This is a genomic window from Brevibacterium sp. CFH 10365, from assembly GCF_009299785.1.
Taxonomy (GTDB): Bacteria; Actinomycetota; Actinomycetes; order Actinomycetales; family Brevibacteriaceae; genus Brevibacterium; species Brevibacterium limosum.
In genome coordinates this window covers 72,492-98,819 of the sequence record NZ_VIGO01000008.1, presented here as the reverse complement: position 1 = coordinate 98,819, position 26,328 = coordinate 72,492, and the positions used below count along the sequence as shown (strand labels likewise).

At 64.6% G+C, this 26,328-nt stretch carries 21 protein-coding genes and 3 tRNA genes; 5 read left to right on the top strand and 19 right to left on the bottom strand.

Annotated elements, in window-relative coordinates:
- Window positions 1–118: 118 nt before the first annotated feature.
- The 6 genes from FHG09_RS16260 to FHG09_RS16235 all read right to left on the bottom strand — a co-directional run bounded on the left by FHG09_RS16260 (window position 119) and on the right by FHG09_RS16235 (window position 4,504).
- Window positions 119–1,126 carry a D-cysteine desulfhydrase gene (locus FHG09_RS16260; RefSeq protein ID WP_152348684.1) on the bottom strand — a complete coding sequence of 336 codons (1,008 nt, stop codon included), beginning with the start codon at window positions 1,124–1,126 and terminating at the stop codon, window positions 119–121.
- 148 nt (window positions 1,127–1,274) lie between these two features.
- Window positions 1,275–2,726 (bottom strand): Na+/H+ antiporter NhaC, encoded by a 1,452-nt coding sequence (nhaC, locus tag FHG09_RS16255; protein WP_152348770.1) that lies wholly within the window; start codon window positions 2,724–2,726, stop codon window positions 1,275–1,277.
- Window positions 2,727–3,515: 789 nt separating this feature from the next.
- Entirely contained in the window at window positions 3,516–3,932 is a 417-nt protein-coding gene (locus FHG09_RS16250; RefSeq protein WP_152348683.1) for a hypothetical protein, read from the bottom strand.
- 241 nt (window positions 3,933–4,173) lie between these two features.
- Window positions 4,174–4,249, bottom strand: a tRNA-Phe gene (locus FHG09_RS16245).
- A gap of 71 nt (window positions 4,250–4,320) precedes the next feature.
- Window positions 4,321–4,394: transfer RNA gene (locus FHG09_RS16240), tRNA-Asp, on the bottom strand.
- A gap of 37 nt (window positions 4,395–4,431) precedes the next feature.
- Window positions 4,432–4,504: transfer RNA gene (locus FHG09_RS16235), tRNA-Glu, on the bottom strand.
- 168 nt (window positions 4,505–4,672) lie between these two features.
- Here FHG09_RS16235 and FHG09_RS16230 point away from each other — a divergent pair.
- The gene (locus tag FHG09_RS16230) at window positions 4,673–5,020 is read left to right on the top strand and encodes a metallopeptidase family protein (RefSeq protein WP_152348682.1); all 348 of its coding nucleotides are present in this window, start codon (window positions 4,673–4,675) and stop codon (window positions 5,018–5,020) included.
- Window positions 5,021–5,227: 207 nt separating this feature from the next.
- Window positions 5,228–5,728, top strand: a complete 501-nt coding sequence (gene ybaK / locus FHG09_RS16225; RefSeq protein ID WP_152348681.1) for a Cys-tRNA(Pro) deacylase — start codon at window positions 5,228–5,230, stop codon at window positions 5,726–5,728.
- A gap of 36 nt (window positions 5,729–5,764) precedes the next feature.
- Here ybaK and FHG09_RS16220 read toward each other — a convergent pair whose 3' ends face one another.
- Window positions 5,765–6,376 (bottom strand): YigZ family protein, encoded by a 612-nt coding sequence (locus FHG09_RS16220; protein ID WP_152348680.1) that lies wholly within the window; start codon window positions 6,374–6,376, stop codon window positions 5,765–5,767.
- Window positions 6,377–6,464: 88 nt separating this feature from the next.
- Between FHG09_RS16220 and FHG09_RS16215 the strand changes: the two genes are divergently transcribed.
- Entirely contained in the window at window positions 6,465–7,829 is a 1,365-nt protein-coding gene (locus FHG09_RS16215) for an aspartate aminotransferase family protein (protein WP_152348679.1), read from the top strand.
- Window positions 7,830–7,888: 59 nt separating this feature from the next.
- On the opposite strand, the gene FHG09_RS16210 is transcribed toward FHG09_RS16215, so the two are convergent.
- Both FHG09_RS16210 and FHG09_RS16205 read right to left on the bottom strand, forming a co-directional pair.
- Window positions 7,889–9,520, bottom strand: a complete 1,632-nt coding sequence (locus FHG09_RS16210; RefSeq protein ID WP_152348678.1) for an amidohydrolase — start codon at window positions 9,518–9,520, stop codon at window positions 7,889–7,891.
- A 56-nt stretch (window positions 9,521–9,576) separates the two neighbouring features.
- The gene (locus FHG09_RS16205; RefSeq protein WP_152348677.1) at window positions 9,577–11,298 is read right to left on the bottom strand and encodes a thiamine pyrophosphate-dependent enzyme; all 1,722 of its coding nucleotides are present in this window, start codon (window positions 11,296–11,298) and stop codon (window positions 9,577–9,579) included.
- A gap of 188 nt (window positions 11,299–11,486) precedes the next feature.
- Here FHG09_RS16205 and FHG09_RS16200 point away from each other — a divergent pair, with 188 nt between their 5' ends.
- Both FHG09_RS16200 and FHG09_RS16195 read left to right on the top strand, forming a co-directional pair.
- Window positions 11,487–14,309 (top strand): aminotransferase class I/II-fold pyridoxal phosphate-dependent enzyme, encoded by a 2,823-nt coding sequence (locus FHG09_RS16200; RefSeq protein ID WP_152348676.1) that lies wholly within the window; start codon window positions 11,487–11,489, stop codon window positions 14,307–14,309.
- A 24-nt stretch (window positions 14,310–14,333) separates the two neighbouring features.
- Entirely contained in the window at window positions 14,334–15,350 is a 1,017-nt protein-coding gene (locus FHG09_RS16195) for a proline racemase family protein (RefSeq protein ID WP_152348675.1), read from the top strand.
- A 23-nt stretch (window positions 15,351–15,373) separates the two neighbouring features.
- Here FHG09_RS16195 and FHG09_RS16190 read toward each other — a convergent pair whose 3' ends face one another.
- The 10 genes from FHG09_RS16190 to pcaH all read right to left on the bottom strand — a co-directional run bounded on the left by FHG09_RS16190 (window position 15,374) and on the right by pcaH (window position 26,306).
- Window positions 15,374–16,156, bottom strand: coding sequence for an amino acid ABC transporter ATP-binding protein (locus tag FHG09_RS16190; protein ID WP_319803269.1), 783 nt, complete (start codon window positions 16,154–16,156; stop codon window positions 15,374–15,376).
- Complete coding sequence (locus FHG09_RS16185; RefSeq protein WP_152348768.1) at window positions 16,153–16,947, bottom strand: amino acid ABC transporter permease; 795 nt, start codon at window positions 16,945–16,947, stop codon at window positions 16,153–16,155. Before FHG09_RS16185 ends, FHG09_RS16190 begins: the two co-directional genes overlap by 4 nt.
- 230 nt (window positions 16,948–17,177) lie before the next feature.
- Window positions 17,178–17,975, bottom strand: a complete 798-nt coding sequence (locus tag FHG09_RS16180; protein WP_193627410.1) for a transporter substrate-binding domain-containing protein — start codon at window positions 17,973–17,975, stop codon at window positions 17,178–17,180.
- 278 nt (window positions 17,976–18,253) lie between these two features.
- A complete protein-coding gene (locus FHG09_RS16175; RefSeq protein ID WP_413773155.1) occupies window positions 18,254–19,690 on the bottom strand; it encodes an MFS transporter in 1,437 nt (478 codons plus the stop codon).
- Window positions 19,691–19,887: 197 nt separating this feature from the next.
- On the bottom strand, window positions 19,888–20,643 hold the full coding sequence (locus FHG09_RS16170; RefSeq protein ID WP_152348674.1) for a peptidylprolyl isomerase: 756 nt from the start codon (window positions 20,641–20,643) through the stop codon (window positions 19,888–19,890).
- Between the two features lie 164 nt (window positions 20,644–20,807).
- On the bottom strand, window positions 20,808–22,019 hold the full coding sequence (locus tag FHG09_RS16165; RefSeq protein WP_152348673.1) for an MFS transporter: 1,212 nt from the start codon (window positions 22,017–22,019) through the stop codon (window positions 20,808–20,810).
- Between the two features lie 105 nt (window positions 22,020–22,124).
- Window positions 22,125–23,447 carry a 4-carboxymuconolactone decarboxylase gene (gene pcaC, locus FHG09_RS20390; protein WP_152348672.1) on the bottom strand — a complete coding sequence of 441 codons (1,323 nt, stop codon included), beginning with the start codon at window positions 23,445–23,447 and terminating at the stop codon, window positions 22,125–22,127.
- A gap of 44 nt (window positions 23,448–23,491) precedes the next feature.
- The gene (locus tag FHG09_RS16155; RefSeq protein ID WP_152348671.1) at window positions 23,492–24,862 is read right to left on the bottom strand and encodes a lyase family protein; all 1,371 of its coding nucleotides are present in this window, start codon (window positions 24,860–24,862) and stop codon (window positions 23,492–23,494) included.
- Window positions 24,863–24,868: 6 nt separating this feature from the next.
- Complete coding sequence (pcaG, locus tag FHG09_RS16150) at window positions 24,869–25,453, bottom strand: protocatechuate 3,4-dioxygenase subunit alpha (RefSeq protein ID WP_152348670.1); 585 nt, start codon at window positions 25,451–25,453, stop codon at window positions 24,869–24,871.
- Window positions 25,446–26,306: a protocatechuate 3,4-dioxygenase subunit beta gene (pcaH, locus tag FHG09_RS16145; RefSeq protein WP_152348669.1), complete on the bottom strand. Its 861-nt coding sequence runs from the start codon at window positions 26,304–26,306 to the stop codon at window positions 25,446–25,448. Before pcaH ends, pcaG begins: the two co-directional genes overlap by 8 nt.
- Between the last annotated feature and the right edge of the window lie 22 nt (window positions 26,307–26,328).

Genomic DNA, 26,328 nt, shown 5'->3' with positions numbered 1-26,328 from the left:
GAACTCGGCGAGATTCGCGGACGGAACCGTAGCCCTGAGCGTATGCGGTGCCGCTTCAGGCCCCCGGCTCAAGACGTCGGGGCCCTCCGCAGTTCGTCTCAGTGCGGGCGTGTGCAGATCACATGCTCGTCGGTCGAAAGAGATTCGCTCGGGCGTATAGCGCAGGGACTCCGCCGGAGTGTACAAAGATGGCATTCCCTGTAGCATCGAGCCTCTCCTTTTCGATAAGGTCGATCAGTCCGGCTGCCGCCTTGCCGGTGTATACCGGGTCGAGAAGAATGCCTTCGGTTTTCGCCATCGTTCGCACCGCGTCGACCATGCCAGGAGTGGGAAGTCCGTATCCCGGGCCGACATACTCATCAATACAAAAGACTGATTCACGGGGAACTGATTCTGTCGATCCCACGCGGTCGAGGACGGACTCGACGAGTTTCAGCACCTTCTTCTCCTGCTCAGAGCTGCCCCGGCTGACATTCACGCCGATCACGGGGATGGTGCGTTGCCTCGCTATCAGACCGGCCACCAGTCCAGCCTGCATTCCACCGCTTCCGCTAGCGCAGACGACCGCGCTGGCCTCCACATTTGATTCGTCGAGTTGGCACAAGATCTCATCAACACAACGCATATAACCGGTGGCGCCGATCTCGTTGCTCCCGCCAACTGGGATCACGTAGGGAATGTGCCCGTCATCTCGCAGCTCGTCGGCAATACGGTTCATCTCTTCTGCAAGGTTTGCACCATTGTCCACACGTGTGATCGTATTGGCGCCCAACAGATGGTCGAGGAAGTAGTTGCCACTGAAGTCTGTTTCATCGGACACCACTGGACCGTCTTCGAGCACGAGTGCACAGCGCATTCCCTCTCTACTTGCGGCGGACATGGTCAGTCGGCAGTGGTTTGACTGCACCCCGCCGGCGGTGACCAGCGTGTCTGCCCCCTGCGCCTGTGCGTCGGCAACAAGGAACTCGAGCTTCCGCGTCTTGTTTCCACCCTCGGTCAAGCCCAACTGATCGTCTCGTTTCATATAGACTGTGGGGCCGCCGACTACGGAAGAAAAGCGCTCCAATCTCTCTAAAGGGGTGGGCGAGAGTGTGTATCTACGCCGGGGGAAGCTATCCAGTTTCATATGGTTTCCTGTCCATTCGTTCGAGCATGTAGATGCTGTACGTGAAAACTGTGGCGAAGGCCGACGATCTGTCCGTGGCGGCGCTCTGCAACAAGTCTTCTTTTCCTACTGCCGGAACACCTATCTGCAGCGGATTGCAAAGGAGCCATCACAGAGTCTCGCTCGGTCGCTCGGCTCCGGGTGGGATCTCAGCCGCGACAGGCGGTGTCTCGTCCCCGTCGTACTTCGTGATCGTGAATCCGGTCAGACCGTAGATGAGCGAGATGATAGGCGTGATGATCGACAGGAAGGCGAAAGGGATGTACACGAGCGGTGACACGCCGAGTGCTCCGGCGATGAACACCGCAGAGGTGTTCCAGGGAATGATCGGCGCACCCAAAGTGCCACAGTCCTCGATCACTCTGGACAGATTCTCCGGTTTGATTCTGAATTCTTGATACTTCTTCCGCATCATTGTGCCGGTCATCACCGCAGCGAAACTCATCGTCGCGCCGATCATGTTGGTGATATATGAGACGGCCATCGTAGTGACGATCACTCCCCGTTCCGTCTTGATTATTCGCGAAACCGGTTGCAACAAGCTTTCCATAACTCCCGCGCCCTGAAGGACACCGCCTAGCCCAAGCGCGAACAGCATCAGCGCGGCGATCTCGTACATGCTGACGACGCCGCCGCGGTTCAGCAGTTCGTTAATGAATTCATTGTCCGAACTGAAGGTGTTCCCGTTGTACATCGCGCTCAGAGCCTCGGCGACCGAGTGCTCCTCATTGAGGACTGCGACCGCTCCTCCGACGAGCGCCCCCGTTACGATCGACAGAAGGGCAGGCATCTTCATCAGCAACATAGCGATGACCACGATCGCAGGGACAATCGACATAAATCCGATGTTGAACATAGCGGACAGAGCCGCAGACGTCGATTCAATGACAGCCGTGTCTCCTCCCTCCCCGTGTTGCGTGAACCCGAGGACGGTGAAGATCCCCAAAGTCAGAATCAACGCCGGCACGGTGGTCCAGACCATATGTTTGATATGAGGAATCAACTTTGCCCCGCAAACGGCGGGAGCCAGGTTCGTGCTATCCGAGAGTGGAGACATCTTGTCACCGAAGAATGCGCCGCTGACAATTGCTCCTACGGTCATTCCCGTACTGATTCCCAGAACCTCTCCGATTGCGACGAGTGCAATTCCAGCCGTGCCGATGGTGCCCCAGGAAGTGCCTGTCGCGAGTGAGACGATCGCGCACATGATCACTGCCGACGGTAAGAAGAGTGAGGGAGTCACGATCTGCAGTCCGGCATAGATCATTGCCGAGACCGTGCCGGAAAGTATCCAGGTTCCGATCAGTGCGCCTACGGCAAGAATGATCATCACTGGTTGGAGTGCACTCTTGATCATCCCGTAGGCGTATCCTTCGACTTCAGCGTAGGAACTGCCCAGCCTCATGGCGAAGAGAAAAGCGACGATCATTGCAAGTAGCAACATCAGCTGCAACGATGCGTCGAAGATCAGCATTCCGCCGGCGATTATTAGTACGATCGTTGCAAATGCAACGAGTGAGTATGTCAGGCCAGGCAGTCGTGACTGTGTTTCTGTAACCATCTCGTGTCCCATCTATTCAACGCTGAATAACATGTTCGAATGTCTATTGCAGATCTAACGAGCTCGGTGATAGAGCCCGTCCCGCACCAGCGGGTCGTCGGAGATCAGTTTTGGATCCAGGGCCAACCAGGCGAGTGCCTCGTCGGATCTCGGCGGATGACGTTACTGGCGATCCGTGTATTCGATACTTCAGAGAAGTCTGATTTGTCATCGCGGATGTTGCAGGCGCGTCGTTAATCCAATCTGTGTGTGCGGCAACTCACAAACTGACGATATGCTTCAACGGTTTCATCTTCAATTGAAGACCGGTTCAAGGCGTATTGCGGTCTTGCGGAGAGCAGGCATTCGCATGCGGCGCTATCTTCATCGATTCCGATCTCCACCTTGCTGGGGGTGTCGAAGACGTTAAGCGTATGGACTGCATAATCAGCGAAGTTTCTTCTGATCGCAGATCTTTCAAGTTGGACCACCGGTGTTCCGTCGCTCTCGTTAGAGCTGAAGGCCTTCACCGACTCTGCAGCGAGAGCTAAGTCGCAAAGTGCCGCATTTGGAAGCGCAACACTCAGTGTCGCCGGGAATGGTCGGGAGGCGCGAAGCGGTGATGGGGGACCTGTAGGCGCTAGTCCACCGCCAGGGGGCTTTCTGGGGCGGCGCTGTCAATGAAGTCGACGCGTGATAGCAGGCGGGTCTAGAGGGCCAGCGCACTCGTCTGGCTCTTCCGATCGCAGTTTCCTCATCGGACCCCGCAAGGTAGCGCCGTGCACGGACTTTCAGCGCCCACCTACGGACTCAACGTCGCCGCCCATAGCTGTGACCACTGGGCCTGCGCGGCCATGATCTCGGGAGATGAACGATCAGTCTCTGCCCCGTCCTCGCCAATTGTGCCGGGCCAGCAATGATCTTCCTCAGCCGGGTCTGCCAGTGCTCGAACTCAATGCCCGCCGCCCGGGCGGCGGGCCTGGCAGGATTGAACGCAATGACGGTGAAGCTGAGCCGGGCTTCGTTGGCCACGAACTTCTCAGGTGGCACGTGCTCCAAAGGGCCCTGTTTGAGTTCGGCGATGACTTGCTCGGCGGTCGGGTGTTCGCGACGCCGGCGACCAGCCTCCACCGTGGTCAAGGCACTATCGGTGATGAATGCGTGATACCGCCGCGTGCCAAACAGCGCTTCCTGCGAGTCGGGTTTGACCTTGAGCCTGCGCATCACCAACCGACACTTGTTCGGCTTTCGGTCGCGACGCGAACGTGGTGAATGGGCGCACTTCGGCGAATTCGGCATCAGAGATCCACTGACCGGACTCAGTGTGATAGATGGCCTGCGGGGCTCGAACCTAGGTCCGCCAGTTCGCTTGATGCCTACGCCGCGGCTCTTGGAAGCTATGTACCCAAGGAGGCGTGAGAACTATGTCTAAGAACGCGAAAACCCCCGCCGTGGCAGGGGTTTTGCTTGGTGGCTCCGACCGGCGTCGATCCGGTGACCTTTCGATTTTCAGTCGAACGCTCTACCAACTGAGCTACAGAGCCGAGCCGCCGACATACTCGTTAAGTATGCCGAGAGAAACAAAGGCTCTTCCGAAGAAGAGCCTTATGCTCCGCGACCCTGACGGGACTCGAACCCGCGACCTCCGCCGTGACAGGGCGGCGCGCTAACCAACTGCGCCACAGGGCCTTGCTGTTGTGATGGAAGACCTTACGATCCTACACCGTACCCCCAACGGGATTCGAACCCGTGTCGCCGCCGTGAAAGGGCGGTGTCCTAGGCCTCTAGACGATGGGGGCCCAGGTTGTCCTCGGATTCCCCGTGGGCAACGACGTTAAGCTTATCCCACCCGATTCGCGGAATGCAAAACGAAATGGAGTGTCCTCCGTCACAGGCCGGATACGGCGGTTTCCGACGCTTCGCCGGGCCGCCTCGGCGAGGGGATCGGGGTCGCTAGAGTGGGAGACATGGAGGCCCTGAGCGATGACGAGTTCGATGCGATCCTCGGTGAAGCCCTGGATCTGCTGCCCGAAGGGGTGACCGAACAGCTGGACAATGTCGCACTGTTCGTCGAGGACCGACCGGAGGACGGTGACCGGCACCTGCTCGGCCTCTATGAGGGCACGCCGATCGGGGAGAGGGGGATCGCCGGGTTCGAGATGCCCGACAACATCTTCATCTTTCGTGACAACCTCATCGACTTCGCCGAGGACAGAGATCATCTGCGCGAGGAGATCGTCATCACCATCGTCCACGAGATCGCGCATTTCTACGGGCTCGACGATGACCGACTCCACGAACTCGGCTGGGGCTGAACGCGCTCGGCTGAAAGGGTCGGTGAATTTACCGACGGGTCACTTGGGGTCATGAGAATTGGCGCCCGCCAGCCCACTTCGCCTATTGTGGGCGGGTACCTATCAGCACCGATACAACGTTCCGTCCGTATCGACGCGGGGACACGGAGTCGTGAACACTGCGCCTCCTGGCCCCGTCGACCTGCGGGCAGGAGGCACTACCCCCTTATGACAGTTGCATCCAAGACATCCAGTGCGGCGACCCCGGCCGTGCGAGTGCTCAACCTGGCAGGCATCGACTACAGCCTGCGCAGCTTCGACCACGATCCAGCCACTCGCCGCTACGGTTCGGAGGCCGCCGACAAGCTCGGTGTCAGCTCCGACCAGGTGTTCAAGACCCTGATGATCCAGGTCGACGGGACACCCGTGACCGCACTCGTCCCGGTCTCCGGTCAGCTCGACCTCAAGGCTCTGGCTTCGGCGCGCGGAGCGAAGAGGGCCCAGCTCTCCGGCGTCGCCGAGACCGAACGTCGCACCGGCTACCCCGTCGGAGGAGTCTCTCCGTTCGGGCAGCGCCATGCCGTTCCGGTCGTCGTCGACCGCACCGCGCTCGACCATTCCGCCGTGTTCGTCTCGGCCGGCCGTCGCGGTCTCGAGATCGAGATCCGTCCCGAGGATCTGGTCATGCTCACGAACGCGCAGGTCGCGAAGATCGCCGCGCTCGACTGATTCGAACTCGACTGTGCCGAGCACGGAACTCGGGTCTCACACCCACTCGACCTCACCGACCTCGGGCTCTGCCTGACCGGCCGTGAGGTCGGCGTACATCGCCACGGCGTCGGCCACCTCGGCGACGGGGACGAGGACGTCGAGTCCCACCTCACCGCCGTAGTCGGCCCGCGTCGCCCATCCCCGGTTCCCGGCTGCCCGCTCCAGGGCGTTGGCCCGGGCGTAGTCGACGTTCGCGGACACGGGGACGCGCTCACGACGGGTGATGATCCGTGCCTCATCCACCGCCGCCGAGGTGGCCTGACCGTAAGCGCGCACGAGCCCGCCCGCACCGAGCAGGGTGCCGCCGAAATACCGGGTGACGACGGCGACGACGAAGGTCAGATCATGGCCGGTGACGACATCGAGGATCGGGGCGCCCGCGGTCCCGGCCGGTTCCCCGTCATCGCTGAAGCGCTGAGTGCGTGAATCCACATCGAGGACGAAGGCCGAACAGTGGTGGCGGGCCTTCGGATGCTCGGCCCTCGCGGCGGCGATGACGGCTCGGGCTTCGGCCTCATCTGCGGCAGGGGAGAGACGAGTGAGGAACCGGGACTTCTTGATCTCGATCTCGGCCTCGACGGGGCTGACGATGGTCCGGTAAGACATGCTCGTCACTGTAGTCGAATGTGTTCTACCATGAGCCCACGGGCGCGGATTCCGCGCTCATCTCCGGTACTTCAGTGAAAGGGTGACAATGGTGCACCAGCCAGGCGACGCCGACCTCGCAGCGCTCAGGGACGAATCCGCCCGAGCCCGTGAACTCGACCGTGCGCACGTCTTCCATTCGTGGTCGGCACAGCGACTCATCGACCCACCGACCGTCGCCCGCGCTCACGGGTCGACGGTCATCGACGGTGAGGGGCGGGAGTTCCTCGACTTCTCCTCGCAGCTGGTGAACACGAACATCGGCCACCAGCATCCGGCCGTCGTGCAGGCGATCAAGGACCAGGCCGATGTGCTGTGCACGATCAGCCCCGCCACCGTCAACGCGGCGCGCTCCGAGGCGGCACGCCTCATCACCGACCGAACCCCGGAGGGCCTGGACAGGGTGTTCTTCACCAACGGCGGCGCGGATGCGAACGAGCACGCCATCCGCATGGCGCGTCTGCACACCGGGCGGACGAAGGTGCTCTCGCGCTACCGGTCCTACCACGGCGGAACCCAGACGGCCGTCAACGTCACCGGCGACCCGCGTCGGTGGGAGAACGAACACGGAGCGGCCGGCGTCGTGCACTTCTTCGGGCCCTTCCTCTACCGCTCGGAGTTCCACGCCGCCACCGAGGCCGAAGAAACCGAACGGGCGCTGCAGCACCTGCGTCGGACCATCGAGCTCGAGGGGCCGGCGACGATCGCTGCAATCGTCCTCGAATCCATTCCCGGCACAGCCGGAATCATGATCCCCAGCCCCGAATACATGCAGGGGGTGCGGGCGCTGTGCGATGAGCACGGGATCGTGCTCATCGCCGATGAGGTGATGGCCGGATTCGGACGATCGGGCAAGTGGTTCGCCTTCGAACACTTCGACATCGTCCCCGATCTCATCACCTTCGCCAAGGGCGTGAACTCCGGGTACGTGCCTCTGGGCGGAGTCGTCATCAGCGACGCGATCTTCGAGTCCTTCGCCGAGCGTGTCTACCCTGGCGGGCTGACCTACTCCGGTCACCCGCTGGCGTGCGCGGCCGCGGTCGCGACGATCAACGCAATGGCCGACGAGGGCATGATCGAACACGCAGCCCATATCGGAGAGACGATCATCGGCCCCCGCCTGCGGCAGATCGCGGAGAACTCGAAGCACGTCGGCGAGGTCCGCGGCACCGGAGCGTTCTGGGCGATCGAACTCGTCTGGGACAAGGAATCCAAGGAACCGCTGGCCCCCTACGGCGGAGGCTCACCCGAGGTCGCCTCGGTGGTCGCGGCGCTGAAGGAACACGGCGTCATCCCGTTCAACAACTATCACCGCCTGCACGTGGTCCCGCCGATCAACATCAGCGAAGAGGACCTCGAACGCGGCCTCGGAGTCTTCGAGAAGGTCCTCACCGACCTCGACTTCCCCCGCTAGCACTACCTGACGGCGGCCCAGCAACCTCGCGAGGTTGCTGGGCCGCCGTCAGGTAGTAATTAGGGGGTTTGGTGGGTGTAGTTGCCGCCCAAGATCGTGGCCTTGACCGGGATCTGTGCGATCTCGTCCGCTGCGACGTCGCCCGGGTGAGTCTCCAAGGCGACGAAGTCGGCGAGTTTGCCGCGGGACAGCGTGCCCTTGTCCGCGGCCTGCCCCGAGGCCTTCGCCGCCTCGACCGTGTAGGCGGCGATCGCCTCGTCGACGCTTAAGGCTTCGGCCGCCGAACCCATGACATCCCCGTCACGGGTCCTGCGGGTGACGTAGGCTTCGATTCCGCGCAGCACATTGCCGTCGGCACAGGGTCGGTCCGAGCTGCCGGCCATCGGCACACCCGCATCGACGAACGATTTCGCCCGGTAGATCAGGTGCCGGCGGTCCGGCCCGAGCGAGGCGTTCATCCCGTCCCCGATGCCATCGGCGAACGCCGCCTGCGGGGTGACGACGATTCCGTGCTCGGCCAGAGTCGCCAGGTGCTCGTCATGGACCAATGCGGCATGCTCGATCCGGTTCGGCACCGACCGGCGGCCATAGCGCTTCTGTGCTTCGACGATGTTGGCGATCGCAGCATCCACAGCAGCATCACCGATGGCATGCACGGCTAACGACCAGCCGGAGGCATAGGTGTCAAGGATCTGCTGACGCAGCACCTCGGCGTCATCCTGCAAGTAGCCCGGATGGTCCTTGCCCGCATAGTTCTCCCGCAGCGCCGCGGTCTCGCCGGACAGAGCTCCGTCCATGAAGAACTTCACGGGCCCGATCGAGATGAGATCATCGCCGAGGCCGGTGCGCAGTCCCGCATCGAGACCGATGCCGAACCCGTCGGCGGAGTTCGCCGCGATCGGGTGCAGCCCGTCGGCCTGGGGCATGAGCTGAGCCCGAGCCCGCAGCTTGCCCTCTTCCCGAGCCCGCAGGTAGGCGCTGATCTCGATGGGGGAGTGGCCGATCCAGCCGTAGGCGATTCCGCATTCGCCGAAGGACGTGATGCCTTCCTTCGCGTAATAGGCCGTCGCCAGATCGAGGGCGTCGACGACGGTGTCCAGCGAATACGGGCGGATGAGATCCTGCACCAGGGTCTGTGCCGTCTCTTCGATCAGCCCCGTGGGATGACCGGCGGCGTCGCGCACGACCTTGCCGCCGACGGGCTCCTCGAAACCGGGGTCCAGAATCCCGGCCCGGCGCATCGCCTCGGTATTGACGATCGCGGCATGACCGGACGTCTGCCGCATGAACAGGGGATGGTCCCCGGTGATCTCGTCGAGACGGACCAGGTCCGGATACTGCCCGTCATAGTCACGGTGGGCATACCCCGTGGCTTCGATCCATTCCCCGGACGGAGTCGTCGCCGCGGCCTTCTTAAGCGCCGCATACACATCGGGCAGACCGCCGGGCAGCGCCGTGACATCGACCGAGGCCAGGGTGAGACCGAACCACGTCGTGTGGCAGTGGACGTCGTTGAATCCCGGCAGCACCGTCGCTCCGCCCAAGGACTCGACCCGGTCGGCGTCGATGCCGTCGAGCTCCTCGTCGAAGCCGATGATCCGGTTGCCCCAGACCCCGATCTTCTGCGCCCGCGGGCGCGTCGGGTCGAGAGTGTGTGCGTCGAGGTCGGTGAAGATCGCGTCGATTCTCATACGGTCACCTTAGTCAGATTCGAAAGACGTCCGCTCCGGCGTTCGCAGCCGATCGTTCACGGCAACCTGGCCCCGCGAACGGTCGGATCCGTGATGCAGTGGACGAGCGAGAGTCCCTTGTATGCCAGCGCCCGTTCGAACGCGTCACGGAAGTCCTCGGTGGCCTCGACGCGGATGCCGAGCCCTCCGAACGCCGTGGCCATGGCCGCGAAGTCCGGGTTCTGCAGTGCGGTGGCCGTGGCCCGGCCCGGGTATTCGCGGTCCTGATGGCCGCGGATCGTGCCGTAGACCGAATTGTCGTTGAGCACGACGGTGATGTCGGCGCCGTATTGGACGGCCGTGGCGATCTCCTGCCCGTTCATGAGGAAATCTCCATCGCCGGCGATGCAGAACACCGACCGTTCCGGGTGGACGAGCGCGGCGGCGACCGCGGCGGGCAGCCCGAATCCCATGGATCCGTTGCGCGGGCCCAGTGCCGAGGGGAACCCGTGCGTGGGCAGGAAGCGCGTGGCCCAGCCGGAGAAATTCCCCGCTCCGTAGGTGATGATCGCGTCCTTGGCCAGCAGCTCCTTCACGTGGACGAATGCTTCGTCCATGTCGACATACCCCGCCGAGGCGGCCGACCCCGACGCTGCCACGTGCGGTTTCCGCCACGCCTCGAGCTCGGATCTGGCCTCGGCCACCCAGTCCGGCAGCGGCACGGCGTCCCCGGCCGCTTCGGACAGGGCATCGCCGAGCGGCGGTTCGTCGATCGACCCGTCGGAGGACACCGAATAGGTGCGGGTGCCCTCCTCGGTGAACAGGGATTGGGCGAACCGGCTGACCGAGGTGACGATGTGCTGGTCGAGGCGACCGAAGTGGCCGTGCGCATCGGCATCGGGGCCGATGACGACGGTGCGCTGGTCGACGCCGTTGCTGAACCCGTCGGTGGCCACATCGGTGCGGACACAGCCGAGATAGATGTGCAGGTCCGCCTCGGCGAGGGTGCGCTTGGCCACGGGGGCGGCGCCAAAGCCTAAGATGCCGAGGAAGTTCGGGCTGTCGTGGTCGATGCCGTCGTAGGCACGGAAGGTCCCGAGCACCCCGAGGCCGCGGTCGCGCGACCATTGGGCGATGCGCCGCGACGTCGACGGCGACCAGTCCTCCCCGCCGATGATGAGCACGGGACGGTCGGCGGCGGCGATGCGGGCCCGCAGCTCCGTGACGTCACCGGCATACGGCGATGCCGAACCATGCACCCGCGGGGGAAGGACCGTCCCCGAACTGCGCTGGACGAGGACCTCTTCGGGCAGGCCGACGATGACGGGACCGGGCCGACCGGTCACGGCGGTGTGCATGGCGTCGACGACCACCTCGGCGGCCTTGTCGGGATCATCGAGGGTGAGCACCTTCTTCGCGGTCGAGGAGAACCAGCCCTCGAGATCGAATTCCTGGAAGGATTCGCGGCCGCGATGATCGGTGGGGATGAGCCCGACGAAGACGACGAGCGGCGTCGCGTCCTGGTAGGCGGTGTGGACGCCGACCTTGACGTTCGCCGCCCCCGGGCCACGCGTGACCATGGCGATTCCGGGCACCCCGGTCATCCGCCCCTCGGCCACGGCCATATACGCGGCACCGCCCTCCTGGCGGCACACGATCGGGGTGATCGCCGAATCGCGGAGACCGTCGATGACATCGAGATACGACTCGCCGGGCACCAGATAGGTGCGAGCGACTCCGTGTGCTTCGAGTTCCTCGACGATGAGATGACCTGCAGAAAGAGACGCGGAGGTGTCCATACCCCATCCTTATCATCATTTTGCCTTCCGTGGTTGTCTCACGGGCCCACCACCGTGCCCATTCGCAACCGTGAGGTCGTATGATCGTGCAACAACGGAATCAGTACGGTCCGCCGGCTGAGCCCGTGAGCAGGAAATCCTCACCGAAGCGGGGTGAGGACTGAGACTGACAGCCAGGAGGCTCTCGCATGACCGGAATCGACTCCGACCAGGCAACGGCGCAGGAGTTTGAGCCCACCGACCTCGGCGGCGGCCGCAGGCACGGTCGAGCCGGGGCCCCGTCGACACCGCGCAGGGCGCAGCTCGAACGGGACCCGGGAATGCCGGCGAGCACCTGGCGGCTGCGCTCGGATGCGTGGGAGTACCTGAAGTTCGCGATCAAGCGGCTGGCCGTCAGCGGTGGGGACTTCTCGATGATCGCCGAAGACGGCGAGGTGTGGCGCTCGCTGCGCTCGCTGAAGACGATCGAACTCTATTGGGCCGGTTTCGGTCAGCGCTATGTCGAGGAGATCACCGACCTGCTCTCGAACGGCGAATTCGACCGGGCACATGACATGATCACCCGTGCGGTCAACCGGCTGCGCGGCACCACCGTGCCCGACACCGGTGAAGACGAGCTCACCGAGGATGAGCGCGCCGAACTCAAGGACCGACAGGACACCCGTCCCCGCTTCGAGGTCCTCATCGTCGATGAGACCACCGAAGGCGGCCGTGATGAGCTGCACACGGACCTGCTCAAACTCCGCAATGCCTCCGACCAGTTCATCTACGACTACGTGATCGTGCCCACCGCCGACGATGCGGTGGCGGCGGCACTGACGAACCCGAACCTGCTCGCCTGCGTCATCCGCCCCGGGTTCACCGACAACACCCGCGAGGTGCTCAGCCGCGACCTGCGCGATTCCATCGAGTTCGCGCACACCTCGACGAAGGAATCGCCGACGGCTCCGATGAGTCCGCTCAATTCGGTGCGCCGGGTGCTGCGGCTGGCCGACACTCTGGCGAATCTGCGTCCGGAGCTCGACCTCTACCTCATGGCCGGTGCGCATATCGAAAGCCTCGCCGGTGCCCTGACGCACCGGTTCCGTCGTGTGTTTCGCCGTGAGGACCAGTTCGAACTCCACCTGTCGCTGCTGCGCCGCATCCAGCACCTCTACGACACTCCGTTCTTCGACGCGATCCGTGAGCATGCCCGCCGCCCGGCCGGTGTCTTCCACGCCCTGCCCGTCTCCCGCGGCGGCTCCGTCGTCGGTTCGAAGTGGATCGGCGACTTCGTCGACTTCTACGGACTCAATCTGCTGTTGGCCGAATCCAGTGCCACCTCCGGTGAGCTCGATTCCCTGCTCGCTCCGGTGCATACGCTGAAGAAGGCGCAGGCGCTGGCCGCGCGCGCCTATGGTGCCAAACGCACGTACTTCGTCACGAACGGCACGTCGACGGCGAACAAGATCGTCCACCAGGCCGTCGTCTCACCCGACGAGGTCGTCATGGTCGACCGCAACTGCCACAAGTCCCACCACCATGCGCTCATGCTCACCGGTGCTCGCACCGCGTACCTCGAGGCGTACCCGCTCAACGATGTCGCCTTCTACGGGGCGGTGCCGCTGTCCAGGATCAAGCAGCTGCTGCTCGACTACCGGGCCGCCGGCCGCCTCGACGAGGTGCGGATGATCACCCTGACCAACTGCACCTTCGACGGAATCGTCTACGACCCCTACACGGTCATGTCCGAGTGCCTGGCGATCAAACCCGACCTCGTCTTCCTCTGGGACGAAGCCTGGTTCGCCTTCGCCCGGTTCCACCCGGTCACCCGCAAGCGCACCGCCATGGTCGCTGCAGAGACCCTGGAGGAGAACCTGTCCACCAACGCCCACGCCGCGGCGTACCGGGAGCAGCAGAAGCGCCTGTTCGATCCCGAGACAGGTGCCCCCGCTCCCGATTCGGTGTGGCTGGAGGAGGATCTGCTGCCGCCGCCGGATGCGACGATCCGCGTGTACGCGACTCAGTCGACGCACAAGACGCTGACCGCGCTGCGCCAGGGTTCGATGATCCACGTCTACGATCAGGAGTTCTCCTCCGGTGCCGAGGAGGCCTTCCACGAGGCGTATATGACCCACACGTCGACTTCGCCGAACTACCAGATCCTCGCGTCCCTCGATCTCGGTCGCAGGCAGGTGGAGATGGAGGGCTTCGCGCTCGTGCAGAAGCAGCTCGATCTGGCGATGAGCCTGTCCTCGGCGATCGCCAGGCACCCGCTGCTGAAGAAGACGTTCAAGGTGCTCACCGCTGCCGACCTCATTCCGGAGGAATACCGCGTCACCGAACGGACGATGCCGCTGCGCGATGGCCTGTCGACGATGTGGGACGCCTGGGTCCGCGACGAGTTCGTCGTCGATCCCAGCCGCATCACCGTCGAAATCTCGGGCACGGGAGTCGACGGGGACACGTTCAAGCACGAACATCTCATGGACCGCTACGGCATCCAGGTGAATAAGACGAGCCGGAACACGGTGCTGTTCATGACGAACATCGGCACCTCACGCTCGGCCGTCGCCTACCTCATCGAGGTGCTGGTCAAACTGGCGGGGATGTTCAATGATCCGCATGAGCTGCATGAACAGGATGCGCTGACCGAACCGGCCGCGGTGATGCCTCCTCTGCCGGACTTCAGTGCCTTCGCCCCCGACTATGCCGCAGAGGTTCCTGCTGAGGATCCGTCGAAGCAGCTGCCCGACGGCGACCTGCGCACGGCCTACTATGCGGGTCTGCGCCGGCAGAACATCGAGCATGTGCTCCCGCATGAGCTGCGACGCCGCGTCGAGAACGGGGAACAGCCGGTCTCGGCCGGATTCGTCACCCCGTACCCGCCCGGGTTCCCGGTGCTCGTGCCCGGACAGGTCATCACCGCCGAGGTGCTCGACTTCATGTCGGCGCTGGACACCCGTGAGATCCACGGCTTCGACTCCCGCCAGGGCTACCGCGTCATCCTCAAGGACGTCCTGGAGAACTGAGCGAGAAAGGCGAGGCGAGCGACAATGCGCACCAACCGTCTCATCCAGACCGTCGAAGCCCACACCGAGGGGCTGCCCGTCCGTGTCGTCACCGGGGGAGTGGGATCATTCCCCGGTGAGTCCATGGCCGAACGCCGTGAATGGTTCATCGAGAACTCCGACGACCTGCGGACCTTCCTCATGTGCGAACCGCGCGGCCACGGGTGGCTCTCGGGTGCGATCCTGCAGCCGCCGACCCGTGCCGACGCGGACTGGGGAGTGCTCTTCATCGAGGTGACCGGGGTGCTGCCGATGTGCGGAGCCGGCACGATCGCGGTGGCGACCGTCCTCGTCGAGACGGGAATGGTGCCGGTCGTCGAACCCGTCACGACCGTGCGCCTCGATGCCCCGATCGGGCTCATCACCGCCGAGGTGGCCGTCCGGGACGGTCACGCCGAGGCGGTCACGATCATCAACGTTCCCTCCTATGCGCACGCGCTCGACCAGGTTGTCGAGGTGCCCGGGCGGGGGAGGATCGCCTGCGACATCGGCTTCGGCGGGAACTTCTACGCCTTCGTCTCCGCCGAGGAGGTCGGCATCCCGTTCGAGCGCGATCGCGGCGACGACTTCATCGCGGCCGGTCGCGAGATCATGGCCGCAGTCAACGAGCAGCTTGACCCGGTGCATCCGGAGACCGGCTACAGCGGCTGCGAGCACGTCGTGTTCCTGACACCGCCGACGGAACCCGGGCCGAGCGACGACGTACCGGATGCCCGCCACGTCCTCATCAATCATCCCGGGTGGCTGGATCGTTCGCCCGGAGGCACCGGCACGAGCGCGCTCATGGCCGTCCGGCACGCCCGCGGGCAGTTGGGACTGAATACGGATTTCGTCAATGAGTGCTTCATCGGCACCACTTTCACCGGCCGCCTCATCAAGGAGACGACCGTGGGCGAACACGTGGCCGTGGTACCGACGATCACCGGCAGCGCCTGGCTGACCGCGACCTCGCAGTTCATGCTCGACCCGAGTGATCCCTTCCCCGCCGGCTTCACTCTCTGAGCCCGCGGTCGACCGGCTGTCCGCTATCCCAGCTGTCCGGGATTGAGCACGCGGGAGAGGAAGTCCTTCGTCCGCTGCTCCTGGGGATTGCCGATGACGTCCTTCGCCGGTCCTGCTTCGACGACGACTCCGCCATCCATGAAGACCACGCGATCGGCGACCTGGCGGGCGAACTCCATCTCGTGAGTGACCACGACCATCGTCATCCCCGCCTCGGCGAGGTTGCGCATGACCTGGAGGACGTCACCGACGGTCTCCGGGTCGAGCGCCGAGGTGGGCTCGTCGAAGAGCATGACATCGGGGTCCATGCTCAGCGCCCGGGCGATCGCCACCCTCTGCTGCTGACCGCCGGACAGTGATCCCGGCTTGGCCTCCATCTTCTCGGAGAGCCCGACCTTCGCGAGGTTCGTCTCGGCGACCTTGTTCGCTTCGGCCTTCGAACGACGCAGCACCTTGGTCTGGGCGATCGTGAGGTTCTCCCGCACCGTGAGGTGGCCGAAGAGGTTGAAGGACTGGAAGACCATGCCGATGCGGGTGCGGGCGGCGTCGATGTCGAGGTCCAGATCGGTCATGTCCATGCCGTCGACGACGATCGAGCCGCCGCTAGGAGTCTCGAGCGTATTGATGCAGCGCAGCATCGTCGACTTGCCCGAGCCCGAGGGTCCGATGACGCAGACGACCTCGCCCTTGTCGACGTCGAGGCTGATATCGGTGAGGACCTTGTTCGCCCCGAAGCTCTTCTGCAGGTTCCGAATCGCGATGATCGGGGTCTTCGTCGACGAATACGAGGTGGTGGCAGTCATCATTTCACTCCTGAATCGGCGGAACCGTACTTCTTCTCCAACACCCGCGAGAGATACGACAGTGGGACCGTGATGATGAGATAGCACAGTGCGATGACGATGAACGGGGTGAGATTCGCGCTGTTGACGATCTCTGCTCGGCCGAGGGCGGCGAGCTCACGGCCGTCGACCGAGGAACCGAGGATGTAGGCCAGGGAGGAGTCCTTGGTCAGCAGGATGAGCTCGTTCGTCAGCGGCGGCAGAATGATGCGCATGGCCTGCGGCAGGACGATCGTGAACATTGCGCGCGACGAGGACATGCCCAAAGACCGGGCGGCTTCGATCTGCCCTTTCGGCACTGCCTGGATGCCGGCGCGGATCGTCTCGGCCATATACGCCGAGGACACGAGGCCGAGGGCGATCATGATGATGACGAGCTGCGGGAGGATGAACCCGGGGAACGCGACGGGCAATCCGAAACCCATGACGAGGAAGACGACGAGGGCCGGCAGACCGCGGAAGAACTCGATGTAGATCGTCGCCAGCCAGCGGTAGACGCCGACCGAGGACAATCGCATCAGCGCGACGACGAGAGCGATCGCCAGGCCGAGGGCGAAGCCGAGGACGGTGAAGACGACTGTGTTCTTCAGCGCTCCCGTGATGACGTCGGGGAACATGCCGACGGCGATGTCGAATCGTCCGAACGTGTCGATGAGGGTCGGCCAATCGGCGACCAGCGCGATGATGATCGCGATGACGACGAGAACGGCGTATTGGATGCCGCGGGAGAGCTTCGCCTTCTGGCGTTTGCTCATCTTGGCTTTCGGGGTGGCGGTTGCGACGGGAACGGCGGGGCCGGTCGGGCGGCCGTCCTCTCTCGCAGGGGGAACTGACATGGGTGTTGTCCTTCGAAAACGGTAGCGGGGATGCCCGCCGGGATGCGTGCCGTAAGCGGCAGTTGGGCTCAGGCGAGGCGGTCGGGCTCAGCCGAACGGGCGGTCTGCTGCAACGATGTCGTCGCAGCAGACCGCCCATCCAGGCGCGATCACTTCGGTGCGTCGCCGAACCACTTCTTGTAGATCTTGTCGTACTCGCCGTTGTCCTTGATCTCCTTGATCGTGTCGTCCACGGCCTTCTTCATCTCCGTGTTGCCCTTCTTCATCGAGATGCCGTAGTGCTCATCGGTCTTGATGTCGAAGCCGATCGCAAAGCCTTTGTTCTCTGTGTTGTAGTTGTAGAGGACTCCGTTGTCGTTGATGACGGCATCGACCTGACCGGTCTTGAGCGCTTCGAGTGAGAGCGGCAGGTCCTCGTAGGTGATGACCTCGGAATCCTTGAAGTGCTCGGTCGCGTAGTCCAGGCCGGTGGTGCCCGCTTGGGCGGCGATCTTGAAGCTCTTGAGAGCTTTCTCGTCCTTTGCGGTCTTGTCTGCCTTCGTCAGGATCGCCTGGTTGGCATCGAAGTACGGGTCTGAGAAGTCTGCTGCCTCTTCGCGCTTCGGCTGGATCGTCGTTGCCGCGGCCGCGACATCGCACTTCTTCTGGTTGAACTCCGCACCCGAGGTGATCGTCTCGAACGAGGTGTTGATGATCTCCTGCTCGACGCCGAGCTTCTTCGCCACGGCATCGACGATGTCGACGTCGAAGCCGACGACCTCGCCGTCCTTCTCGAACTGGAAGGGCTGGTAGGACAGATGGGTGCAGGTCGTCAGCTTGCCCTCCTTGACCAGGGGGACTCCGCCCTCGGCGGTCGCTGCAGGTTCGGAATCGCCTCCGCCGCCGCAGGCGGAGAGGGCGAGCATGGCGCCGACGGCCACAATGGCCAGGCTCGAGCGTCGTTTCATGGTTCCTCCAGGAGATCGGTGACGGCCTCGTCACGCAAACGGATTGCCCAGACATCCGTGTCTGGGCAATGTCTGAGAGGAATCCTACCGTGAACTGGATCACACCCACGGCACTTCGATGATCGCCGAGGCGGTTGTGACGAAATCGTAGTGTTGACGTGGCGTTCGACACGAGGCCCCGGCCCACCACGCAGACGTTCTGTGGTCACAACACCGAGGCCCGACCGCCGGAAACGGCGATCGGGCCTCGGTTGAGTGACCACATTCGGGAGAGAGCCTCAGCTCAGCTGGTCCTCCATGTCGAGGTCGGAGGTGTCCTTGGCCAGCCACAGGGCGATGATGGTGACGATCGCCGCGGCGATGATGTAGAGACCGCAGTAGAAGATCGACCCTCCTTCAGCCTGCCACAGCGCGACCATGGCGAACGGTGCGGGTCCGGCCCCGATGACGCTGGACATGTTGTAGGAGATCGCCGAGCCGGTATAGCGGACATTGGCGGGGAAGAGCTCCGGCAGGTACGCGGCCATCGGTCCGAAGGTCAGTCCCATGAGGATGAAGCCGACGATGAGGCCGACGATGACTCCCGCGGTGCCGGCGTTGAACAGGGCATTGACGACGAGCCCGTATGCGGCGATGAGCACGGTCACGCCCAGCAGCATCTTCCGGCGTCCCAGCTTCTCGGCCAACGGTCCGGAGACGACGGTGAAGATGCCGAAGAACACGACCCCGATGATGAGGTAGGTGAGGAACTCGTTCTTCGTGTACCCCAGCCCGGCGACGAAGCCCGCAGGATCGAAGGTCTTCCCTGCCGCCTCGGCGGCGGTCTGCGCCTGCTCGGGGGTGGCAGGTGACGTTCCGTAGGTGAGGGTGAACGCGGTCATGAAATAGAAGATCACGTAGGTCGCGAGCATGATCAGCGTGCCGAGGATGAGCGGCTTCCAGCTCGTGGCGAACACGCGTCCGAGCGGGGCCTTCGAGATCTGCTGCTTCTGCGCGACGAGCTGGAATGCCGGGGTCTCCATGAGCGACATGCGGACGTAGAGACCGACGGCCACGAGCAGTGCCGAGAGCAGGAACGGGATCCTCCAGCCCCAGGCGAGGAACGCCTCAGGGGAGGTCCAGGTGCCGAGGGCGACGAAGAGCAGGTTCGCGATGATGAAGCCGACGGGGGCACCGAGCTGCGGGAAGGTGCCCCAGATGGCGCGCTTGCCCTTCGGAGCGTTCTCGGTGGCCAGGAGCGCCGCACCCGACCATTCGCCGCCGAGGCCGACGCCCTGGCAGAAGCGCAGCAGGACGAGGAACAGCGGGGCGAGAACGACCCAGCCCGGGGTGCTTGCGGTGGGGAGGAGGCCGATGAGGAAGGTGCCGATGCCCATGATGAGCAGGGAGGCGATGAGCGTCTTCTTCCGGCCGATGCGGTCACCGAAGTGACCGAAGATGATCGAGCCCAGGGGCCGGGCGACGAAGGCGACGCCGAAGATCGCGAACGAACTCAGCAGCTGAGTCGTCGATGTCTGGTTGGGGAAGAAGAGGGCCGGGAAGACCAGCGAGGAGGCCGTGGCGTAGGCGTAGAAATCGAAGAATTCGATGGTGGTGCCGACCATTGAGGCGGTCAGGACCTTGCCGCGTGTGTTGTTCTTACGAGTCGCTGCGATTGCGTCGTCGTCGACCCCGGGTGCCGAGGAGGGATTCTCCGGCTGTGTTTCGGTGGACATGGTGGTGCTCCGCTGTTTCGTGAGTGCAGGCACGGGCGGGTGGTCCGTGCCAATGGAAAAGGCCGTCGGCGCTGTGCCAGGCACAGCGTCGACGGCGACGAATCGACATTACGCTCGTCTCATAAAACGTGATTTCCAGGTCTCAGGTTCTGAGATCCATAGGAGGTCCGAGTGTTGTGGGCAACTCAGACTTGAGGTCACTCGGCGGAGGTGACCTCGGTGATCGTCACCTTCTCCTTGGGTGCGCCGTCGCCGGCGCCGGAGTCCGTTCCCTTGGCTGCGAGATCGGCGACGGTCTTCGTGCTCGCCTCGTCGAGCTGCCCGAACACGGTGTAGTCGGGCGGCAGGGAGCTGTCGTCGTAGACGACGAAGAACTGAGAGCCGTTTGTGTCGGGACCGGAGTTGGCCATGGCCAGAGTGCCGGCCGGGTAGGTTTCGGAGCCGTCGAGCTCATCGGCGAACGAGTATCCGGGGCCGCCGGAACCGGTGCCGGTGGGGTCGCCGCACTGGAGGACGAAGATGCCCTCGGTGGTCAGGCGGTGGCAATCGGTGTCGTCGAAGTACTTCTGCGCGGCCAGCGACAGGAAGCTGTTGACGGTGCAGGGGGCGCCGTCGGAATCAAGAGTCACCGCGAGGTCCCCGGCGCTGGTCGCCACGGTGGCGTCGACGGTGCCCTTCGCCTCCGGTTCCTCTGCCGGTGCTTTGACGTCCTTCGCCGCGGACTGCGAATCGGCGGGGTACGAGCAGGTTCCCGCGGCGGCCGAGGAGTCCGATTCTCCGGACGATTCGGCGGAATCGCCCCCGGAATCAGACGATCCGCATCCGCTCAGCAGCAGAAGGGCGAGGACGACCAGCGCCGCGAGGGTCAGGAGTACGGCCGATTCAGGGCGGAGGGTCAGGTCGTCAGAGTGGCGGGTCAGGGCACGAGAGCGACCGGGCGCAGGATGATCCATGGCTTCATCGTATCGGCATGCAGCTGCGGGTCACCTTCGGACACTTTCCGGCCCGAGCGTTCCGCCCAAACATAGATCACAAACGGACATTTCTGAGCATGGAAAGTATCCGATAGTGCCCCATAGTTCCAGTGACTCGGCGGAGGGTTCTGCTGAATACCGGCTCAGGTTTCCACGGAAGTGCGGGTGCTCGGATCGGGGGAGCCGCCTCGGCGAAGGAAGATCGCGATGGAGATGACGATGAGCCCGGACAGGCACAGTCCCACACCCACCCAGGCGGGTGCTCGGTAGCCGAGGCCCGCGGTGATGACGATGCCGCCGAGCCACGCGCCGAGCGCATTGGCGAGATTGAAGGCGGCATGGTTCATGGCCGCGGACAGGCTCGGGGCGTCGTGGGATTCGCGGAACAGACGCATCTGCAGCGCCGTGGTGATCATCGACCCGGAGATGCCGATGAGGAAGAGGGCGATGATCGCGATCGCCGCGATGTGGGTGAAGGCGCCGAAGGCCGCCAGCACGAGGGCGGAGAGGATCATGCCGCCCGTGGCCGAGCGTTCGATGGACTTGTCGACGAGCGGCCCCGCGATGAGCGAGCCGGCGGTCATGCCCAGCCCGTAGACGGCGAGGACCCAGGGGATCGCGATCTCTGGAACGCCGGCGACGTCGGTCATCGTCGGTGTGATGTAGGTGTAGACGGCGAACATGCCGCCGAAGCCCACGGAGCCGGCCACGAGGGTGAGGATGATCTGGACGCGGCCGAGGGCCTTGATCTCACCACGGGCCGAGGGCACGGCGCCGAGCTTCACGCGCGGGACGCCGATGGCGACCATGATGACGGTCAGCACTCCGAGGCCGGCGACGAGAGCATAGGCGCTGCGCCAGCCGAACATATTGCCCAGGGCGGCGGCGAAGGGCACGCCGAAGATGTTCGCGATCGTCAGGCCGAGCATCACTCGTGACATGGCCCGGCCGCGGCGATTGGCCGGGACGAGGGAGGCGGCGACGACGGCTCCGATGCCCAGGTAGGCGCCGTGCGGGAGGCCGGAGACGAAGCGTGCGATGTTGAACAGCCCGGCCGTCGGAGCGAGCATCGAGGCGAGGTTGCCCAGGGCGAAGAGGCCCATCATGCACAGGAGGAGCAGCTTGCGGTCCATGTGGGCTGCGATGGTCGTGATCAGGGGTGCGCCGACGACGACGCCGATCGCGTAGAAGGACACCGCATGTCCGGCCTGCGGTACGGTGATGCCCAGTTCCTCGGCGATCATGGGCAGCAGACCCATGGTCGCGAATTCGGTCACTCCGATGGCGAAGGCGCCGATCGCCAAAGCGAAGACCGCGAATTTGTAGACTCCGCGGGAGACCGGTGCTTCGCTCATGGAACTCCTTCGGAGGCTGCTGGTTCGGGCGACGACCGCACCAGCCTATTGCCCATCACCGCTGCTCGGTAGCCCTGAGGACGCAATGTGACGATTCGAACAGCCTCAGTTCGCGTTCGTTTCCTCCGCCTCGTATTCGGCCAGAGCTTGGGAGGCGACGGAGAAGGCGGTGTTCGCGCTCGGCACGGAGCAGTAGATCGCCGATTGGAGGAGGACCTCCTTGATCTCGTCGCGGGAGAGTCCGTTGCGGAGTGCGGCCTTGACGTGCATGGCGAGTTCGGCTTCGTGGCCTCCGGCGATCATTGCCGTGAGCGTGATCGCCGAACGCATGCGACGTTCGAGCCCGGGCCGGGTCCAGATCTCGCCCCAGGCGTAGCGGGTGATGAGGTCTTGGAAGTCGCTCGTGAAGTCGTCGACCTTCGCGTTCGCCCGATCGACGTGGGCATCGGAGAGCACCTGACGGCGCACGGTCATTCCGGCCTCACGGACTTCGTCACGGCTGGCCTCCCTCGGCCCGGACGCGGTGGGCAGGTCGACTTCCGAATCGTCTGCGGCGGTCGCGCCCGCACCGCCGGTGCCGCCGACCCCTGCACCGAGTCCCTTTCCGTGCAGGAAGTCAGCGAGCAGACCCGCGGTCACGACCGGAGCCTCGGCGGGGACGAGGTGAGCGGCGCCGTCGATGACTTCGAGGAGTGCGCCGGGAACCCCATTGGCGATCTCGGCGAGCTTCGTCGCCGGAGTCGGCTGGTCCTGGGAGCCGGCGACGGCCAGCAGCGGCCGCGAGATCTCGGGCAGGCGCGCGCGGACATCGAAATCGGCGAGGGCATAGCAGAGAGCGGCATAGGAGAACCGGTCGGCGTCCTGCAGCGAGTGCAGGAGAGCGGCCGAGGCCTCCGGCTCCCGGTCCATGAACCCTTCCCCGAACCAGCGCTGTGCCGAACCGATGACCTGAGTCGGGGTGCCCGAGGTCGCCACGGTCTGCGCGCGTTCCTCCCACGCTGTTGCTTCACCGATCTTCGCGCCCGTGCAGAACACGACGATGCGGCCGAAGCGGTCTCCGTGGTCGAGCGCCAGCTGCACGGCGGTGGCGCCGCCGATCGAATCGCCGGCGAGGTCGACGGGGGCGTCGGAGGCGGCCACATCGGGAAGGACCCGATCCAGGGTGGCAAGGACCGCCTCGGCGAGGTCGGTCATCGTCAGCCGCGGAGCCACCTCGGTGCCGGCGGGCACCTCGATCGGAGCCGAACGACCGTGACCGGGCAGGTCGATGCCGATGACCGTCGTCTCCGGACTGAGCGCGGAGAGCTCGGTGGCGGCCTGCTGCCACAGAGCGGCCGCGGAGGTGCCCAGCGAGGGCAGGACGACGAGCACCCGGGCGTCGGTCGCAGGGGCGGCGGGGGCGGCAAGAACGGATGCGGTGAGGTCCATGGATGTCACTTTCTTCGGTCGGGTCTTAAGTCGAAATGCGGTTCTCAGTCGAAGGACGGCAGGTCGATCTCCTGCGGTCCGGAGTTGTCGATGGTCGCCAGGATGGTGCGGCGGATGTCCTCGGCCTCTCCGAGGTAGGACTCGGGGGTGAAGAATTCCTCGATGCCGTCTTCGTCGCCGATCGCAGCAGCCAGTGCGGCGACGGGGTCGGAGCCGGGGGCGACGATGGCTGCGCGGGTGTCCTTGCCCAGGCGGTCACCGAAGACGATGCCGAGCTTCTCCCCGTAGATCCCGGGGGAGGCGGCATCGAGGTTGGTGCGCATGGCATCGGCGTTGACCTGCAGTCCCGCGATCATCTCGTCGAGGATGATCAGCGATGAGATCGCCAAGGTCATGAGCTCGGACAGGGCCGGCCATTCGGCGTGCCAGGCGCCGTCGGAACGTTCTTCGACGGCTTCGACAGCGGCCGTGGTCAGCGTGGACAGGGCGCCGGGGACGCGCATTCCGTTGCGGTGGAGGAGCACCGCCGAGGTGGGGTTCGATTTGTGCGGCATCGTCGAGGATCCGCCGGTGGAGGCCAGGGACAGTTCGCCGATCTCGGGACGCACACCGATGAGGACGTCGCGGGCGATGGATGCCCCGACCGTGACGCATTGGGCGAGATGGGAGCCCCAGGACAGGATGCGGACGCGATCGGTGTGCCACGGGACGGGGATCTGGGTCAGCGCGGCGTCGGGACCGATCATCTGCACGTGGAATTCGCGCAGAAGGGATTCGGTGGAGTCTCCGGCGAACCAGCGGATCGCGGCACGGGTGCCGGCGGCCCCGCCGACCTGCACATAGTCGACGTAGGGCGCCTGGCCCTGGACCTCGTTGACCTCGGCGGCCCAGGCGGCGGCCTTGAGCCCGAAAGTCGTCGGCAGCGCCGGCTGAGTGAGGGTGCGGGCCAGGCACAGTGTCTGCGCGTGAGCGTCGGAGAGTTCGACGAGGGAGGCGCCGATGACTTCGAGGCGCGCCTGCAACTGCCGCACGACGCGGGAGACGAGCAGTCCGATCGCCGTATCGACGACGTCTTGGCTGGTCAGTCCCCGGTGCAGGCAGCGGGAGGCTTCAGGGGAGAGCCTGGAGCGGACGAGGGCGAGGAATGGGATGAGCGGGTTGCCGCCGGCTTCGGCATCCTCGCCGAGCGTCTGCAAGTGATTGTGATCGTCCGTGAGTGTGCGGATCGTGGCATCGATGGCGGCGGCCACCTCGGCGCGGATCTCCGCGGACACCAACCCCACCCGTCCCTGCGCGACGATCCACGCGGTCTCGACCTGGCCGATCGCGGTGATGAACGCGACGTCGTCGATGGCTTCGGATCCGCGCAGATCGCCGGGGGCGAAGAGGAACCGGGTGTGGGCGGTGTCGGTCATGTCGCTTCAGTCCTCGTGGCTGGGGAATCGGAGGAACGGAGTTTCCCCCTCACCCTGCAACCGTATGTCGAAGTGCAGCGATCCGTCAGCCCCTCGCGTGGCGATGAGGCGAGTGCGCTCATCTTCGTCGAGCGAGGACAGGAGCGGGTCGGCAGTCAGCGCCGCGGTGTCCTCGGGCAGGTAGATGCGGGTGAAGAGCCGGTTGAGCAGCCCGCGGGCGAAGATGACGACGCTGATGAATGGTGCCTTGCCGGCCTCCGTGGGCCCTGGGGTGACCGTCGAGAAGCTGAACTCGCCTTCGGGGTCGACGGCCGCGCGGCCGAAGCCGGTGAAGGTGAAGCCGTTGCGGCGCAGCGAACCGGTCTCACGGGGGATGTCGCCGTTCTCGTCCGGCTGCCAGATCTCGAGGATGGCGTCGGGCACCGGGTCGCCTGCCCCGTCGTAGACGGTTCCGGTCAGCTGCACGGCGCGTGCCGATCCGGGTGGGACGAGCTCATTGTCGTGGTCGAAGGGCAGCGCATAGCCGTAGAACGGCCCGACGGTCTGGCCCGGGGTCGGAGTCAGATCCGGGGTTGCGGTGAGATCAGTCATCGTCGTCTTCTTCCATCCAGGTCCGGTTGGCTCCGGTGAGCACGATGTCCCAGTTGTATCCCATGAGGAATTCGTGCTCGGTGATGTTGTGGTCATAGGCCGCCACCAGGCGCTCGCGTGACTTCTGGTCGGTGATCGACTGGTAGATCGGGTCGAGGGCGAAGAGCGGGTCCCCGGGGAAGTACATCTGGGTGATCATCCGCTGTGTGAACTCGGAACCGAAGAGCGAGAAGTGGATGTGTGCCGGTCGCCATGCGTTGTGGTGGTTCTTCCACGGGTAGGGGCCCGGTTTGATCGTCGTGAACGAATAGGTGCCGTCGTCGCCGGTCAGGGTGCGTCCGACGCCGGTGAAGTTCGGGTCGATCGGGGCCGGGTGCTGATCGCGTTTGTGGATATAGCGTCCGGCCGAATTCGCCTGCCAGATCTCGACGAGCTGATTGCGCACGGGGCGACCTTCGCCGTCGAGGACCCGGCCGGTCACGCGGATGCGCTCGCCGATGGGTTCCCCGTCGGCCTGGATGGTCAGATCCGATTCGAGGGTGCCGATGTCCCGATGTCCGAACGCGGGGGAGAAGAGCTCGATCGTCTCCGGATCGGTGTGGCGGGGATCCTTCGTCGGGTGCCGCAGGATCGAGGACCGGTAGGGCCGGTAGTCCAGGCGCGGCTGGGTCTCGGGCTTCTTCCCGCCGGCGACGTCCTGCTTGTACTGTGCTTCGATGCCGTCGATCTCGGCCGAGAGTGTGGCCTGGGATTCTGCTGCGTCGTCGGGGCCCTTCACGGGCTGGTCGATGACGGTGGGCGAGTCGAACGCCTCGGTGGTTTCATCGGCGTCCGAGTTCGGTTGTGGACTCATCGTCGAACCTTTCTGCTGCGGT

What these genes read in the sequence shown, in the direction of transcription:
- FHG09_RS16220 (WP_152348680.1), bottom strand. Translation starts at nt 6,376, where the DNA reads ATGTCTTACCGGACCATCGTCAGCCCCGTCGAGGCCGAGATCGAGATC.
- FHG09_RS16180 (WP_193627410.1), bottom strand. Translation starts at nt 17,975, where the DNA reads ATGAAACGACGCTCGAGCCTGGCCATTGTGGCCGTCGGCGCCATGCTC.
- FHG09_RS16170 (WP_152348674.1), bottom strand. Translation starts at nt 20,643, where the DNA reads ATGGATCATCCTGCGCCCGGTCGCTCTCGTGCCCTGACCCGCCACTCT.
- FHG09_RS16260 (WP_152348684.1), bottom strand. Translation starts at nt 1,126, where the DNA reads ATGAAACTGGATAGCTTCCCCCGGCGTAGATACACACTCTCGCCCACC.
- ybaK (WP_152348681.1), top strand. Translation starts at nt 5,228, where the DNA reads ATGACAGTTGCATCCAAGACATCCAGTGCGGCGACCCCGGCCGTGCGA.
- FHG09_RS16190 (WP_319803269.1), bottom strand. Translation starts at nt 16,156, where the DNA reads ATGATGACTGCCACCACCTCGTATTCGTCGACGAAGACCCCGATCATC.
- FHG09_RS16165 (WP_152348673.1), bottom strand. Translation starts at nt 22,019, where the DNA reads ATGAGCGAAGCACCGGTCTCCCGCGGAGTCTACAAATTCGCGGTCTTC.
- pcaH (WP_152348669.1), bottom strand. Translation starts at nt 26,306, where the DNA reads ATGAGTCCACAACCGAACTCGGACGCCGATGAAACCACCGAGGCGTTC.
- FHG09_RS16200 (WP_152348676.1), top strand. Translation starts at nt 11,487, where the DNA reads ATGACCGGAATCGACTCCGACCAGGCAACGGCGCAGGAGTTTGAGCCC.
- pcaG (WP_152348670.1), bottom strand. Translation starts at nt 25,453, where the DNA reads ATGACTGATCTCACCGCAACCCCGGATCTGACTCCGACCCCGGGCCAG.
- pcaC (WP_152348672.1), bottom strand. Translation starts at nt 23,447, where the DNA reads ATGGACCTCACCGCATCCGTTCTTGCCGCCCCCGCCGCCCCTGCGACC.
- FHG09_RS16205 (WP_152348677.1), bottom strand. Translation starts at nt 11,298, where the DNA reads ATGGACACCTCCGCGTCTCTTTCTGCAGGTCATCTCATCGTCGAGGAA.
- FHG09_RS16175 (WP_413773155.1), bottom strand. Translation starts at nt 19,690, where the DNA reads ATGTCCACCGAAACACAGCCGGAGAATCCCTCCTCGGCACCCGGGGTC.
- FHG09_RS16230 (WP_152348682.1), top strand. Translation starts at nt 4,673, where the DNA reads ATGGAGGCCCTGAGCGATGACGAGTTCGATGCGATCCTCGGTGAAGCC.
- FHG09_RS16215 (WP_152348679.1), top strand. Translation starts at nt 6,465, where the DNA reads ATGGTGCACCAGCCAGGCGACGCCGACCTCGCAGCGCTCAGGGACGAA.
- FHG09_RS16210 (WP_152348678.1), bottom strand. Translation starts at nt 9,520, where the DNA reads ATGAGAATCGACGCGATCTTCACCGACCTCGACGCACACACTCTCGAC.
- FHG09_RS16185 (WP_152348768.1), bottom strand. Translation starts at nt 16,947, where the DNA reads ATGAGCAAACGCCAGAAGGCGAAGCTCTCCCGCGGCATCCAATACGCC.
- nhaC (WP_152348770.1), bottom strand. Translation starts at nt 2,726, where the DNA reads ATGGTTACAGAAACACAGTCACGACTGCCTGGCCTGACATACTCACTC.
- FHG09_RS16195 (WP_152348675.1), top strand. Translation starts at nt 14,334, where the DNA reads ATGCGCACCAACCGTCTCATCCAGACCGTCGAAGCCCACACCGAGGGG.
- FHG09_RS16155 (WP_152348671.1), bottom strand. Translation starts at nt 24,862, where the DNA reads ATGACCGACACCGCCCACACCCGGTTCCTCTTCGCCCCCGGCGATCTG.